This window comes from Ensifer adhaerens (assembly GCF_028993555.1).
Lineage (GTDB): Bacteria > Pseudomonadota > Alphaproteobacteria > Rhizobiales > Rhizobiaceae > Ensifer > Ensifer adhaerens_I.
Genome location: NZ_CP118611.1, coordinates 1,568,267 through 1,581,555, shown reverse-complemented (window position 1 = coordinate 1,581,555; position 13,289 = coordinate 1,568,267). Strand labels below are relative to the sequence as shown.

14 protein-coding genes are annotated in these 13,289 nt (G+C 62.7%); 11 read left to right on the top strand and 3 right to left on the bottom strand.

Annotation, left to right across the window (positions count from 1 at the left end):
- Positions 1–31: 31 nt before the first annotated feature.
- Entirely contained in the window at positions 32–787 is a 756-nt protein-coding gene (locus PWG15_RS27360; protein WP_275024656.1) for a DeoR/GlpR family DNA-binding transcription regulator, read from the bottom strand.
- Between the two features lie 80 nt (positions 788–867).
- On the opposite strand from PWG15_RS27360, the gene PWG15_RS27355 reads away from it, so the two are divergent.
- Positions 868–2,085 carry an N-acetylglucosamine-6-phosphate deacetylase gene (locus PWG15_RS27355; protein WP_275024655.1) on the top strand — a complete coding sequence of 406 codons (1,218 nt, stop codon included), beginning with the start codon at positions 868–870 and terminating at the stop codon, positions 2,083–2,085.
- Positions 2,085–2,975: a BadF/BadG/BcrA/BcrD ATPase family protein gene (locus PWG15_RS27350; RefSeq protein ID WP_275024654.1), complete on the top strand. Its 891-nt coding sequence runs from the start codon at positions 2,085–2,087 to the stop codon at positions 2,973–2,975. Before PWG15_RS27355 ends, PWG15_RS27350 begins: the two co-directional genes overlap by 1 nt.
- Positions 2,976–3,088: 113 nt before the next feature.
- Here PWG15_RS27350 and PWG15_RS27345 read toward each other — a convergent pair whose 3' ends face one another.
- Positions 3,089–4,018, bottom strand: coding sequence for a LysR family transcriptional regulator (locus PWG15_RS27345; protein WP_275024653.1), 930 nt, complete (start codon positions 4,016–4,018; stop codon positions 3,089–3,091).
- Between the two features lie 93 nt (positions 4,019–4,111).
- Between PWG15_RS27345 and speB the strand changes: the two genes are divergently transcribed.
- The 7 genes from speB to betA all read left to right on the top strand — a co-directional run bounded on the left by speB (position 4,112) and on the right by betA (position 10,931).
- A complete protein-coding gene (gene speB / locus PWG15_RS27340) occupies positions 4,112–5,083 on the top strand; it encodes an agmatinase (RefSeq protein ID WP_275024652.1) in 972 nt (323 codons plus the stop codon).
- Between the two features lie 3 nt (positions 5,084–5,086).
- Positions 5,087–5,869, top strand: coding sequence for an SDR family NAD(P)-dependent oxidoreductase (locus tag PWG15_RS27335; RefSeq protein ID WP_275024651.1), 783 nt, complete (start codon positions 5,087–5,089; stop codon positions 5,867–5,869).
- Positions 5,866–6,603, top strand: coding sequence for an SDR family NAD(P)-dependent oxidoreductase (locus PWG15_RS27330; RefSeq protein ID WP_275024650.1), 738 nt, complete (start codon positions 5,866–5,868; stop codon positions 6,601–6,603). Before PWG15_RS27335 ends, PWG15_RS27330 begins: the two co-directional genes overlap by 4 nt.
- Positions 6,600–7,490, top strand: coding sequence for a polysaccharide deacetylase family protein (locus PWG15_RS27325; RefSeq protein WP_275024649.1), 891 nt, complete (start codon positions 6,600–6,602; stop codon positions 7,488–7,490). Before PWG15_RS27330 ends, PWG15_RS27325 begins: the two co-directional genes overlap by 4 nt.
- Before the next feature lie 102 nt (positions 7,491–7,592).
- Positions 7,593–7,763, top strand: a complete 171-nt coding sequence (locus PWG15_RS27320; protein WP_275024648.1) for a hypothetical protein — start codon at positions 7,593–7,595, stop codon at positions 7,761–7,763.
- 1 nt (position 7,764) lies between these two features.
- A complete protein-coding gene (locus PWG15_RS27315; RefSeq protein ID WP_275024647.1) occupies positions 7,765–9,228 on the top strand; it encodes a cytosine permease in 1,464 nt (487 codons plus the stop codon).
- Between the two features lie 17 nt (positions 9,229–9,245).
- A complete protein-coding gene (gene betA, locus PWG15_RS27310; protein ID WP_275024646.1) occupies positions 9,246–10,931 on the top strand; it encodes a choline dehydrogenase in 1,686 nt (561 codons plus the stop codon).
- 609 nt (positions 10,932–11,540) lie between these two features.
- On the opposite strand, the gene PWG15_RS27305 is transcribed toward betA, so the two are convergent.
- A complete protein-coding gene (locus PWG15_RS27305) occupies positions 11,541–12,143 on the bottom strand; it encodes a TetR/AcrR family transcriptional regulator (protein WP_275024645.1) in 603 nt (200 codons plus the stop codon).
- 100 nt (positions 12,144–12,243) lie between these two features.
- On the opposite strand from PWG15_RS27305, the gene PWG15_RS27300 reads away from it, so the two are divergent.
- Positions 12,244–12,930 (top strand): PspA/IM30 family protein, encoded by a 687-nt coding sequence (locus PWG15_RS27300; RefSeq protein ID WP_275024644.1) that lies wholly within the window; start codon positions 12,244–12,246, stop codon positions 12,928–12,930.
- Positions 12,931–12,958: 28 nt separating this feature from the next.
- On the top strand, positions 12,959–13,237 hold the full coding sequence (locus tag PWG15_RS27295; RefSeq protein ID WP_275024643.1) for a YiaA/YiaB family inner membrane protein: 279 nt from the start codon (positions 12,959–12,961) through the stop codon (positions 13,235–13,237).
- Positions 13,238–13,289: the final 52 nt, after the last annotated feature.

Sequence of the window (13,289 nt, the reverse complement as noted above, 5' to 3'; positions counted from 1 at the left end):
GACCGAGGCAGGCGCGCCGGCGTACGAAGGCTCAATCCGTCATCACCTTGGCGCCAATTTTCTCGAGCGTTGGATTGTCGCGAACGCTGCGGTCGGTGATGAGAATGTCGACGGCCGAGAGCGGGGCAAACTTGTAGGCGCCGACCGTCCCGATCTTGTCGGGCGTCGCGATCGCCGCCACCTCGGCCGATACCTGTAGCATCGCAGTCTTGATTGACGCCTCATCGTAGCCGGCGGTCGTCAGGCCGTAGTCCTGATGGAGGCCGTGAACGCCGATGAAGCAGATGTCGGCGCTTAAGGCATGAATTTGCTCGAGAACGCGCGCACCCATCGTCATCTGGCTCCGCTTGTCGAAGACACCGCCCAGGAGAATGACCTCGAGATTGCGATGTTCGGCGGTCGCGGTTGCGATTGATGGGCTGTTGGTGATGACGGTTGCACGCAGGTCGATCGGCAAGTGCTTTGCAAGTTCCAGGTTCGTCGTTCCACCGTCGATCATGATGATCTGATCGGGGAGAACGATCTCCGCGGCAATCCGCGCGAGCTTGGTCTTCACATCCCTGGCGATCTTGTATCGCCCCTGGAACGGCTGCTCGCCAGGCGTGATTGGAAGCGCTGCCCCATGCACTCTCTTGATCAGGCCAGCGGCGGCGAGTTCTCGAAAGTCGCGTCGCGCCGTGTCCTCGGACAGAGAAAAGCGCTCCGCCAGGTCGGCAGTGGACAGCCGGCCCTTCGACTGGAGTTCGGCGAGAATGAACTGACGACGCTCGTCCGGGGTCGATTCCAAATTCGTTATCCTTCCGTGTTGCACGATTTAGCGTATTCGTGCATATACAGGAATCACAAGATCTCAACAAGGATAATGTGATGAGCACTTTGACCATCAAGGGAAATGTCGTCCTGCCGAACAGGGTTCTGGAGGATGTCGTGATCGAATGTCACGGTGATCGCATTGCAGCGGTTGGCGGGGAGGCGTCGAAAGCCGGCGCAACCACGCGCGTGCTCGACATGTCCGATCACTTCATATGCCCCGGATTTGTTGACGTTCACGTCCATGGCGCGGCCGGCGCCGACTATATGGATGGAACGGTGGAAGCAGTGAAGGCCGTCAACCTCGCTCATGCCCGGCATGGCACCACGTCGATATTTCCGACGACCACCACCGGGTCCTTCGAGCAACTGGATGCGATGATCAAATCGTGCGAAAACGTGCAGTCGAGCTGGCGGCCGTCGGACGGTGCGCGGATCGCAGGCGTGCACTTCTATGGCCCCTATTTCGCCGAGGACAAGGTTGGGGTCCATTCGCCTGAGGGCAGGCGCGATCCGGTGCGGGAGGAGTATGAATACTTCCTGGCCAAGGACATCGTCAGGATTGCAACCTGCGCATCCGAGTTGCCGGGCGCGCTCGAGTTCTTCGACTATGCGCGCGAGCAGGGCTGCTTCATCACATGCGGTCACTCCAATGCGGCGTGGGGCGAACTGGACGCAGCATTTGCGCGGGGCATGCGGCATGTCGATCACTTCTGGTGCGCGATGAGCTCCGTGTCTTCGCTGCGTCATCGCTTCGGTACGCCGATGCAGGCAGGCATGGAGCAGTACGTTCTGCAAAACGAGGAGATGAGCACGGAAGTGATCGCGGACGGCATCCATCTCTCTGACGATCTGCTGCGCTTTGCCTACGAGATGATTGGCGCCCACAGAACCTGCCTGGTCACCGATGCGAACCGGGCCATGGATGCACCTGCGGGCAAGTACAGGTTCGGTTCGCAGGCCGACGGGACCTGGGTGTTCAGTGATGGCAACTCGGTGAGAGGCGAGGATGGCAGCCTTGCGAGCTCGATGCATGGCATGGACAGAATGGTGCGCACGATGGCCAACGCGGTTGGACGCGATCTGCCTTCGGTCATTCGAATGGCGTCGTTGACGCCGGCGGAACTCGTTGGTGTTGCCAAGGATATCGGCAGCATCGAAGCCGGCAAGCGCGCCGACTTCGTCGTGCTCGATCGCGATCTCCACGTGACATCGGTTGTCATCGGCGGCCGCGTCGTCTTCGGAGAGGGGTCCGAACCCGGGCAGCCGGTCTGATGCGCGGGCCCGAATTCTCGCTTGGTATCGATGTCGGCGGAACCAAGACGCGCTGGATCGTTGCGGAAGACGGTGTGCCGAGGGTGGATCACCACGTTCCGACGCTCACCTGGCGGCAAGCCAACTATTCCGACGCGGATTGTTTCAGGCTGCGGCAACTCGTGGAAGCGACCTTTGGCGGTCGCGCCCCGCAACGGGTTGTCATGGGCGCGAATGGGTGCAACGACGAGCAGGCCCTCAGCCGGTGCGAGAACGCGCTTCGCCGATGCACCGGATGGAACATCCGCGTCGTCAACGACGCGGAGTTGCTGGCGGCAGCAGGCGCTGGCCGAGGCATATCGCTCATTGCCGGCACGGGGTCCATCGCTGTGGCGAGAGATCGTGCCGGTCGATTGATGTCGGCTGGCGGGTGGGGATGGCTGCTCGGAGACGATGGCGGTGGGGCCGGACTGGTGCGGCGTGCCCTTCGCGAGGCGCTCGCCGCTGAAGACATCGGGATGCCGGATCAGCAGCTCTCCGAGGCGCTGATGGAAAGCCTGGAAATTTCCAGGCTTCTGCATGCAAACGAGCGATTGGCCGATGCGCCATCTGCGGCATCTCTGGCGCGCCACGCGCCGGCGATCTTTAAGGTCGCGGTGCAGGGCTCCAAAGCCGCCCGACGTGTCCTTGAAGACGCGGCCTCCAGTCTCGCCGATCATGTCGGCGGGCTCCAGCGGCGGGGGGCGGTCGGGCCTGTCTTTGCGGGAGGCGGCATATTCGAGAGCCAGACGGAGTTCTTCAATCAAGTAAGCCGCCTCATCCGGCAGCGATACGGCCTCATCGTGTTTCTCGTGCGCGATGCGCCGGTATTTGGAGCGGTCAGGCTTGCAAGCGGGTTGCAACGGGGATGATCGGTCACTGGCGCCGGTGACATCGACGGCGGAGCCAGGTGCGCGAAGGATCGTTCATGCCGGAGCGCGGAGCCAAGCCGGTCCTCTGGCGATGTTTAAGAGACCGCAAAAACTCATGCGGGGCGCGCGCTTGCGATGATCGCCTGGGCAAGCGTTTCGGCGGCGCGGGACGGCTTGTTGCGGGGATGGGCGATGTGAAACATGTCCTCGAAGCTCATGCGGTCGGGCGCGAGCAGCCGCAGCCGGCCGTTGCGCACCCATTCGTCGGCATAGTGGTCCGGAAGGAAGCCGATATAGGCGCCCGAAAGCAGAAGCAGCAGCGTGCCCTCCATATGTGGCGTTGCGGCCGCCCAATGGAAATTGACGCCGCAAATCGTCTCGGTGAGCATGTAGGTCCGGCCGGCGAAGGACTGCGCCTCCAGGAGTTCGTCGGTGATGGCCTCGTCGGGCGTCTCGAACAGCGGGTGACCTTCGGCGCAATAGAGTTTCTGCACCTCGGAAAATACCGGTCGAGTCCGGAAATGCGGCGTGACGCTGCCGACCGTCGGCATCAGTACGATCTGGTAGCCGCCGTTCAGGAGCCCTTGATGCAGGACCTGTGGGGCGGCGACGTCGATTTCGAGATGGACGCGTGGCGCCTGGCGGTGGAAGGCGGCAAGCGCGCCCTGGAGATCGAGATCTCGATTGGTAATCATCGCATCCACGGTACCGAAGGTCAGGCTGCCGGTGAGTTCCCCTTGCGCCTCGCCGACACGGCTCTGGAAATTCTCCAGCGAACTGAAGAGATCAAGCGTCGCCTCGTAGACGAGACGCCCTTCGTCGGTCAGCAGGAAGCCGCTGCGTCCGCGGCTGCAGAGGCGTAGTCCCAGCCGCTCCTCAAGATGGCGCATGTGGGTAGAGATCGTCGCCTGTGTCATCCCGAGCGCCGTCTGGGCGGCCGAGAAGCCGCCATGCTGTACGACGGAGGCGAACACACGCAGCAGTCTGAGCTCCGCGTCGCCGAGCGACAGATTGAGAATGCGGTGGCGAACCTTGTTGATCATTCATTGATTAAGTCACAACTAAACATCAAATCATAGATATTTTTAAGCGTATCGGCCTTCCGTCACACTCCCTTCATCCTGAGGAGGAGAAACATGGCGGGTAATTCCTATGAAACCGGACGGCTGAACCTGCCGTTCGTCGGCATCTGCACCTTCGGCAAATATCCCTATCAGCCGGATTGGGATGCAATCGATGCGGATGTGGCGGTCCTTGGTGCGCCGTTCGACTGCGGCACGCAATGGCGCGCTGGCACCCGCTTCGGTCCGCGCGCCATCCGCGAGGCGTCCACGCTGTTTTCCTTCGGGCACGGCGGCGCCTATGACCACGAGGACGACGTCACCTACCTGCCGAGCGACAAGGTCTCGATCGTCGATATCGGTGATGCAGACATCGTCCACACCGACACGATGAAGAGCCACGCCAACATCGAATTCGGCGTGCGCAAGATCCTCGCCGCTGGTGCCTTGCCAGTGGTGCTCGGCGGCGACCACTCGGTCAACATTCCCTGCGTCAACGCCTTTGCTGAAAACTGCGCCGAGAATGGCCCGATCCATATCGTTCAGATCGACGCGCATCTCGATTTCGTCGACGAGCGCCATGGGGTGCGCTACGGCCATGGCAACCCCATGCGCCGCGCCGCTGAAAAGCCCTATGTCTCCGGTCTGTCGCAGTTCGGCATCCGCAACGTCTCCTCGACCGCCAAGGAAGGCTACGAGGATGCCCGCAAGATGGGCTCGGATATCCTGTCGGTGCGCCAGATCCGGGCGCTCGGCACAGAGGCTGTCGCTGCCCGGGTTCCGGCCGGCGCCCGCTACTATGTCACCATCGACATCGACGGCTTCGACCCCTCGATCGCGCCGGGCACCGGCACGCCATCGCATGGCGGCTTCATCTATTACGAGGTGCTGGAGATCCTCTCGATCCTTGCCAAACGCGGCACGATCGTCGGCATCGATCTGGTCGAAGTCGCGCCGGACTACGATCATTCCGGCTCGACCTCGATCCTCGCCGCCCAGGTGCTGATGAACCTCATCGGGCGCGTCATGCATGCGAAAAGAGGCTGAGCCATGGGGCGCATCGCTTACGACTTCTCCGGCGAACATGTACTGGTGACCGGTGCGAGCCGCGGCATCGGCCGGGCGGTGGCGGAAGGCTTTGCCGCCGCCGGGGCCGAGGTGACGATCCTGTCCTCCGGTCGTGGTATCCACGAGGCCGCCCACGAGATGTCGGCGCGTTTCGGCCGCAAGATCGCAGGCCTCGAATGCGATATCACCGACAGCGCCTCGGTGAAGGCGACGCTTGCGCCGCTCGGCCGCATCGACGTGCTTGTCAACAATGCCGGGCTTGAGCGCATAACGCCGGTGACCGACGAAGACGACGGCGTCGAGGACACGTTCCGCCGCATCACCGACATCAACACCAACGGCACGTTCTACGTGACCCGCCATGCGCTGCCACACATGCGCAAGGGCGGCCGCATCGTCGTCACGGCGTCGATCTGGAGCCGTGTCGCGGTGCCGGAGTTCTCCGCCTACATCGCCTCCAAGCACGCCAATCTCGGTTTCACCCGGGTGATGGCGAAAGAACTTGGGGGCAGGGGCATCCGCGTCAATGCCGTCTGCCCCGGCTGGGTGCGCACCGAAGCGGCGATGCTGTCGCTCAAGAACATGTCGTTGCGCACCGGCCGCAGTGAGGAGGATCTGCTGGCCGAGATCGTCGGGGCACAGGTTCTGCCAGGATTGCTGGAACCTGAGGATCTGGCCGCTCCCTACCTTTTCCTCGCCTCCGACGGCGCCAAGGACATGACCGGCCAGGCGCTGATGCTCGACCGCGGCGAGGTGATGGCATGAGCGCGCGTGTTCTCATCACTGGCGCCTATCGTGGTATCGGCGCTGCCTGCGCCCTGGCCTTTGCCGCAACGGGGGCCCGCGTCGCGCTTGCCGATATTCGCCGACCGGACGAGACAGCCGATGCCGTAACGCGGGCAGGGGCTTCAGAGATCCTGACGCTTGCCTGCGATGTCTCCGACGAAGCTTCGGTCGCCGCAATGGGCGATGCGGTACGCCAGGCCTTCGGCGGACTGGATATCGTCGTCCATTGCGCTGGCGTCATTCATGAAGCGCCGCTGCTGGAAACCCCCGCCGCCGATTTCGACCGGGTGATTGCCATCAATCTGCGCGGCAGCTTCCTCGTCGGCAAGATGGCGCTGGGCTTGATGGAGGGAACGGCCGAGGCGCCGGCACGGCTCATCATGATCGCCTCCGACATGGCCTATTACGGCCGCGAGACCTTTTCGCCCTATGTCGCTTCGAAGCACGGCGTGCTTGGTCTCGTCCGCTCCTGGGCCAAGGAATTCGCGCCGCGCGTGCTGGTCAACGCCATCTGCCCGGGCCCGATCGATACGGAGATGCTCGGCGCGGCCCATATGAGCGCTGAGTGGCGCGCCAAGGAATTGGCGATCCCGCTTGCCCGCTTCGGCAAGCCCGAGGAGATCGGGGAACTGGCGCTGTTCCTTGCCGGTTCCGGCGGCCGCTACTTCACCGGGCAGGGGATCGGCAGCAACGGCGGGAGCATCATGCCATGATCCGCAACCCCATCCCCTGGCCGAATGGTGCCAAATGCGCTGCCTCCATCACCTTCGACATGGATGCCGACAGCCTCATCCATATCGCTCACCCAAAGGATGGCCACAGCCGTGTCTCGGCGATCTCGATGTTGCAATACGGCCCGAAGGTGGCGATCCCGCGCATCGTCGAAAGCTATCGGAAACTGGGCATCCGGCAGACCTTCTTCGTGCCCGCCTGGTGCATCGAGCAGTATCCGCAGGCGATCGAAGCGATCCTCGAAGGCGGCCATGAACTGGCGCATCACGGCTTTCTGCACGAGCATCCGCGAGAGCTCGGCGATGACGACGAGGCCTACTGGCTTGACCGCGGCATTGAGGTGATTATGCGGGCAAGCGGCAAGCGCCCGCGCGGCTGGCGCGCGCCGCTCTACAATTTCTCCCATCGCTCCGCCGATCTCCTGGTGTCTCGTGGCTTTGACTACGACGCCTCGCTGATGGGCGACGATATTCCCTACCTCTTGCAATGCGATGCCGGCCGCCTCGTCGAACTGCCGTCGCACTGGGGCCTCGACGACTGGCCGCAATATGTCCAGTCGATGGACCTCGATTACATGATGCCGATCCGTGCGCCGGAACAGGGCTTCGCCGCCTTCGCGCAGGAGTTCGAGGCGGCCTATCGCCACGGCGCCCTTTGGGTCCCGGTCGTGCATCCGTTCGCCACCGGCAGGCTCGCCCGCTGGGAGGTCGTGCACCGTTTTCTCGAACAGGTCCTTACGCGCGGCGACGTCTGGTTCGCGCCGATGGAGGAGATCGCCGCCCATGTGCGGCGCGTGGTCGACAATGGCAGGTGGTCCCCGAGGATCGACCGGCTGCCCTTCTATTCCGAGCCCGTGCGGGTTCGGTAGGCCGCAGGCGGCTTTGCCGCTTCGGCAAATCGGCGGCTGATGGAGCCGCAAATGTCTTCGCGGAAAGACGCCAGAAGGCGCGACGCGAAAAGGGGAACGACGATGGAAAACAACGATATCGCCTGGCAACAGGAACTGACGCGGCGCGCCCGCATCTATGAGGACATCGAGGCGGGAGATCGTTTCGAAGGCACGATGACCAAGCTCGACTACACCGGCATGACCGTGCTGACGCTCGTGCTCGTCGTCGGCTTCTGGCTCTGGGGGGCGTGAGATGACCGATCACGTCGCGCACGAACATCTCTCCACGTTGAAGACCGAGCAGGAGGTGGCCGCCCGCAATCGCGCTGCCGCCGAGCGCGGCGATGCGCCGCTGCTGCCGTCCGAACGGCTCTGGGGCTTCTGGGAGTTCACCTATGCCAACTCGGCGCTGGCGATCGCCACCTGGGCCTTTCTCATCGGCGGCTCCGTCGGTCTCTTTGTCGGCCCGAAGGAGGGGATTGCCGCCATCATCATTGGCAACATCGTCGGCGTCGTGCTGACGGCGCTGGCCACCACCACCATGACCGGCCGCTATGGTGTCGAGCAGTTCGTCGCGCTGCGCAGCCAGTTCGGCTACAACGGCAGCCGCGTCGTCTATGTGCTGGCCGTGGTCGTACTGACCATGGGCTGGCTTGCTGTTCTCGCCATGATGTTCGGCCGCTCGATCGACGGACTGATGGCGCTGAGCGCCGGCGAGGCGGCCAATCCGACCGGCATCAAGATGATCATCGCGGCGATCGGCGCGATCCTGCTCACCTGGTTCATCGTCGCCAAGGGGCCGACTTCGATCAAGTTCTTCAACATGGTCGTGTCGCCGGCGCTGGTGCTGCTGATGGTCGCCATGCTCTATCTCATCCTCAGCCATCATTCGATTGGCGAACTGCTGGCACTTCCCGCGCTCGCTCCGCCGTTCGAAGACAAGACGCTGAACTTCATCGTCGCCGTCGAGGTCAACCTCGCCGCTGGCTTCTCCTGGTGGCCCTATATCGGCAATCTGGCGCGGCTGACGAAGAACGAGCGGACCGCCTTCTGGCCGAATGTGCTCGGCATCTTCGGAGCGGCCGCCCTCGGCGAAATCGTCGGCCTGCTTGCGGCGGTCGCACTCGGCGAGAGCGATCCGACGATCTGGATGACCAAGATCGCGGGCCCGATCATCGGTATCGTCGCGCTGCTCTTCGTCGCCTTTGCCAACATGACCTCGATGGCGAACATCCTCTACACCTCGATCGTCGGCCTCCGGCAGGTCGGCACGGCGTCGGTGCGCGCGATCTCCTGGGGCACGATCCTGTTCCTCTTCTGCCTCATCCCGTTCGGGCTCGTGATCTTCTACCCGCAGATGTACGACGGCTTCTTTATCTTCCTGGTCTGGACCTCGGCGCTGAACTCCGCGCTCGCCGGCATTGGCATTGCCGACTACTTCTTCCTGCGTCGCCAGAAGCTCGACATGCGCAGCCTGCATGCCCCACAGGAGAACGGGCCCTACCGCTTCTGGGGCGGCTTCAACCCCATCGGGCTCTTTGCCCTTGCCGTCGGCTTCATCGTCTATGTCGCCGTCTTCAATCCGCAGACGCTCGCAAGCTTGCCTGCCTTCAAATACCTGACCGCCTCCGTGCCTTCGTGCCTTGCCGCGGGCGCTGTCCACTACGTCCTGACCCGGCTCTTTGCCCGTGGCCGCGGCTGGGGCCAATACCCGTGACACCGGAGAAGACGACCATGAGCGATACCTACGACTACGTCATCATCGGCGCAGGATCTGCCGGCTGCGTGCTTGCCAACCGCTTGTCGGAGGATCCATCTTCCAGGGTGCTCGTGCTCGAATTCGGCGGCAGCGACAAGTCGATCTTCATCCAGATGCCGACCGCGCTCTCGATCCCGATGAACGGCACGAAGTACAACTGGAAATACATGACCTTGCCGGAGCCTGGACTCGGCGGCCGGCGGGTGCATTGCCCGCGCGGCAAGGTCATTGGCGGCTCGTCTTCGATCAACGGGCTCGTCTACATGCGCGGCCATGCCCGCGACTTCGACGAGTGGGAGGAACTCGGCGCGCGCGGCTGGCGCTACGCCAATTGCCTGCCCTATTTCCAGCGTGCCGAAAGCTGGCAGGACGGAGGCGACAGTTATCGCGGCGCCTCCGGGCCGCTTGCCACCAACGCCGGCAACAAGATGAAGAACCCGCTCTATGGTGCTTTTGTCGATGCCGGCCGCGAAGCGGGCTACATCACCACCGAAGACCCGAACGGCTACATGCAGGAGGGCTTCGGGCCGATGCACATGACCGTTAAGGACGGTGTACGCTGGTCGACGGCCAATGCCTACCTGAAGCCGGCGATGGACAGGCCGAACCTCACGGTGATTACCCATGCGATGACGCGGCGTGTACTTGTCGAGGGCAAGCGCGCCGTCGGCGTCGAATACGAGCTTGGTGGCGAGCGTCATGTTGCCCGCGCCAACCGCGAAGTGCTTATCTCCTCGGGCCCGATCGGATCGCCGCACTTGCTGCAGCGCTCCGGCATTGGTCCGGCGGCGGTGTTGCAGCGGGCAGGCGTCACCGTTCTGCACGATCTGCCGGGCGTCGGCGAGAACCTGCAGGATCATTCCGAGGTCTATATCCAATATGCCTGCAAGGAGCCGATTACGCTCAACGGCAAGATGGGGCTTGTGAGCAAGGCCCTGATCGGCGCGGAATGGCTCCTGTTCAAGAAGGGGCTTTCTGTCTCCAACCATTTCGAAAGTGGCGGCTTCATCCGCTCCGACGCATCACTGCAGTGGCCGGACATCCAGTTCCATTTCCTCCCGGCCGCCATGCGTTACGATGGCAAGAAGCCGCTCGATGGCCATGGCTTCATGGTGCTGACGGGCCCGAACAAGCCGAAGAGCCGGGGCTATGTCCGGCTACGCTCTCCGGAAGCCCATGAGCAGCCTGATATCCTGTTCAACTATCTCGACCGCGAGGAGGACCGCGAGGGCTTTCGACGTTGTCTGCGGCTCACGCGCGAGATCATCGGCCAGCCGGCCTTTGACCGTTTCCGCGGCGAGGAAATGGCTCCGGGCAAAGACGTTCTCAGCAATGACGAGATCGATGCCTGGGTGCGCGAGACCATGGAAAGTACCTACCATCCCTGCGGCTCCTGCCGCATGGGCGAGGATGCAATGGCGGTCGTCGACAGTGAACTGAAGGTGCGCGGCATCGAAGGATTGCGGGTTATCGACAGTTCGGTCTTTCCATCGGAGCCGAACGCCAACCTCAACGCGCCGACGATCATGCTTGCCGAACGCGCATCCGACATGGTGCGCGGCAAGCCACTGCTTGCTGCCTCCAACGCGGAAGTCGGCGTTGCCTCCGGCGTCGGCATCACCCAGCGCAGCGGCACGCCGGTGCGCGTCCTTCGGCAGTGAGGATGTGAAGATGCCACGGGGCATTGGCTACATGGCGGTGCAGTCGGATCGTGCGGACCCCGATGAGCCGCACGATTTGGCGCTCTTGATAGAAGACGTCTTTCGCAGGCTGCTGTCCCGCCTCGCCGGGCGGTCCGCGGCGCCACCGCGGGAGAACCCCGCATCCGGGGAAGGGTCACCAGAGGATTGATGACGCCTCGAGGAGCAGCGCGTCGAGAGCCTGAAACAACGTCCCGGCAATCGCCTCTACTTCGATATGCGTGGCGAGGACCACCAAACCCAGCATGGATAGCGCCGACCCGATTTCGATCGCCGGCACTCGCGCGCGGGGGAGGGATGCGGTGACGTTCCCGGGATCGACAGCAAATGAGCGATCGACACCGTCCCGATTGTCATTGGCGGCACGGAAAAGCCGAGGCGGACGAAGGGGCTGGGGGCCGCTTTTATCGCATATGCGAAGGGAACCTTTGCAGCATGAAGTGGGCATCGAAATCCTCCATGAGCCAACGAGATTTTGTAGCATTCTAGGCGACCTGTCTGGATCGACCGTTCCCAGGGGAACTCCCCCGCAGGGGCGCGCGTCGAACGGATGCTCGCAACGGTGGATGATCATTCCACGGTAAAACTCCCGGCGAGAATTCCGGCGAGCGCTGTGATCTCGCGCTCAAGCACTTCGGGCGTTATTCCGACAAACCGTCCTTCAAGGCTGAGAGAGATCACGCCATGGACGGCCGCGAAGAATGTGCGCGCACGAATTGCCACGTCCTGGTGAGAAGCATTGGGCATATGCCGCGCGAGTGGGACTGCAATGAGCCCGATCAGGAAGGTGTGTTCGGCAAGGTGCCACTCCGGAACGGAGACACCCTCGGGCATTCTGTGTTCGAAAAGCGCGGACCACAGGTTGCGCTCGGCAAGCGCGAAACGCATGTATGCGAGGGACAGGCTGAGGAAAGTCTCCCCAATGGCGGCTGACGGCGAGATCGCGGCGTTGAGCGCGGTCTCCAACTGTTTCAACGTCCCCGAATTGACGTGGAGAACCAACTCGTCGAGATCATCGAAGACCGTGTAGAGACCGCCGAGCGCGGCGCCGGCGCGTTCGGCGATATCGCGCGCGCGCAGGTTCTTCAGCCCCTGTTCGCGCATGAGTTCCGTGCAGGCGACAATCAGCCTTGCCTTCAGGTCTTCCTTCTTCGTCTGACGCTTTCCGATCACCGTTAACCTCATTTATGAACGTCGTTCATTTTTATCTTGAACGCTGTTCATCTTTGTGAGAAAAGATTATTGAACATTGTTCATACATGGAGGTGAGGAAATGTTCAAACAAATCGTAACGCTGATACGGGGGCGTGCCCATGAGGCGGAGGAGGCCTTCGGCGATCGGCATGCGCTGCCGATACTTGCGCAGCAGATCCGTGATGCCGCACGCGGCGTCGAAAGCGCACGTCGGGCGGTCGCTGTTGCGATCGCGCAAAATCGCCTGGAAAAAGAAAGTGCCGAGAGGCTCTCTGCTCGCATCGATGATCTCGAAACGCGCGCCATCGCAGCCCTTGAAAAGGGGCGGGAGGATCTGGCGACCGAGGCTGCCGTCTCGATCGCCCGGCTGGAAACCGAACTGCAGAACGCACGTCAGGTTCAGGCGGAGTTTACAGATGGAATAGACCGGTTGAGGCAGGCGGTGCGGCAGAGCGAAATGCGCCTGGCCGCGCTGCGCCGCGGCGAACGCCTGGCCGAGGCACGTGACCGGACGCGGCGGCTTTCCCGTGACGTGCCCGGCAATGACCTCGCTACGCTCAGCGATGCCGAGGCAACACTGGCGCGGCTCGAAACGCGCCGGCGCGAGGCTGAGTTGACAGCCGAGGCGCTGGTTGAGCTGGAAGACCGGCCTGATCCGACCGCGCTTGCAGAGAAACTGGCCGCGGCCGGTTGCGGGCGCCCGCTGGTGACGAGTGCGGACGACGTGCTCGGGCGCCTGCGTGCCAAGGCGAACCTTGCTTCTTGAAACCTCTATTTTTCAAAGGAAAACGACGATGAACGACAGCCTGATGAAACACTCCCCGGCCTGGACCTCTTTCTCCTATGTGAGCTTCGGCGTGGCCGCCTTCATGGTGGTGATCGGCCTTTACATGATGCCGATCGATCTCTGGGGAAAAGGGTATCTCGCCATGGGCATTCTGATGCTCCTGCAGACGGCGGTAAACGTCACCAAGACGCTGCGCGACAATCTGGAAGCTGAAAAGCTGATCCGCAGGATCGATGATGCGAAAACCGAGAAGCTGCTGCTCGGCATCAAGGCCGACGACGCTTAATTCATCGTTAGCCCTGTCGTCACAATGCACAACCTGTGAACGAGAGTGAAAC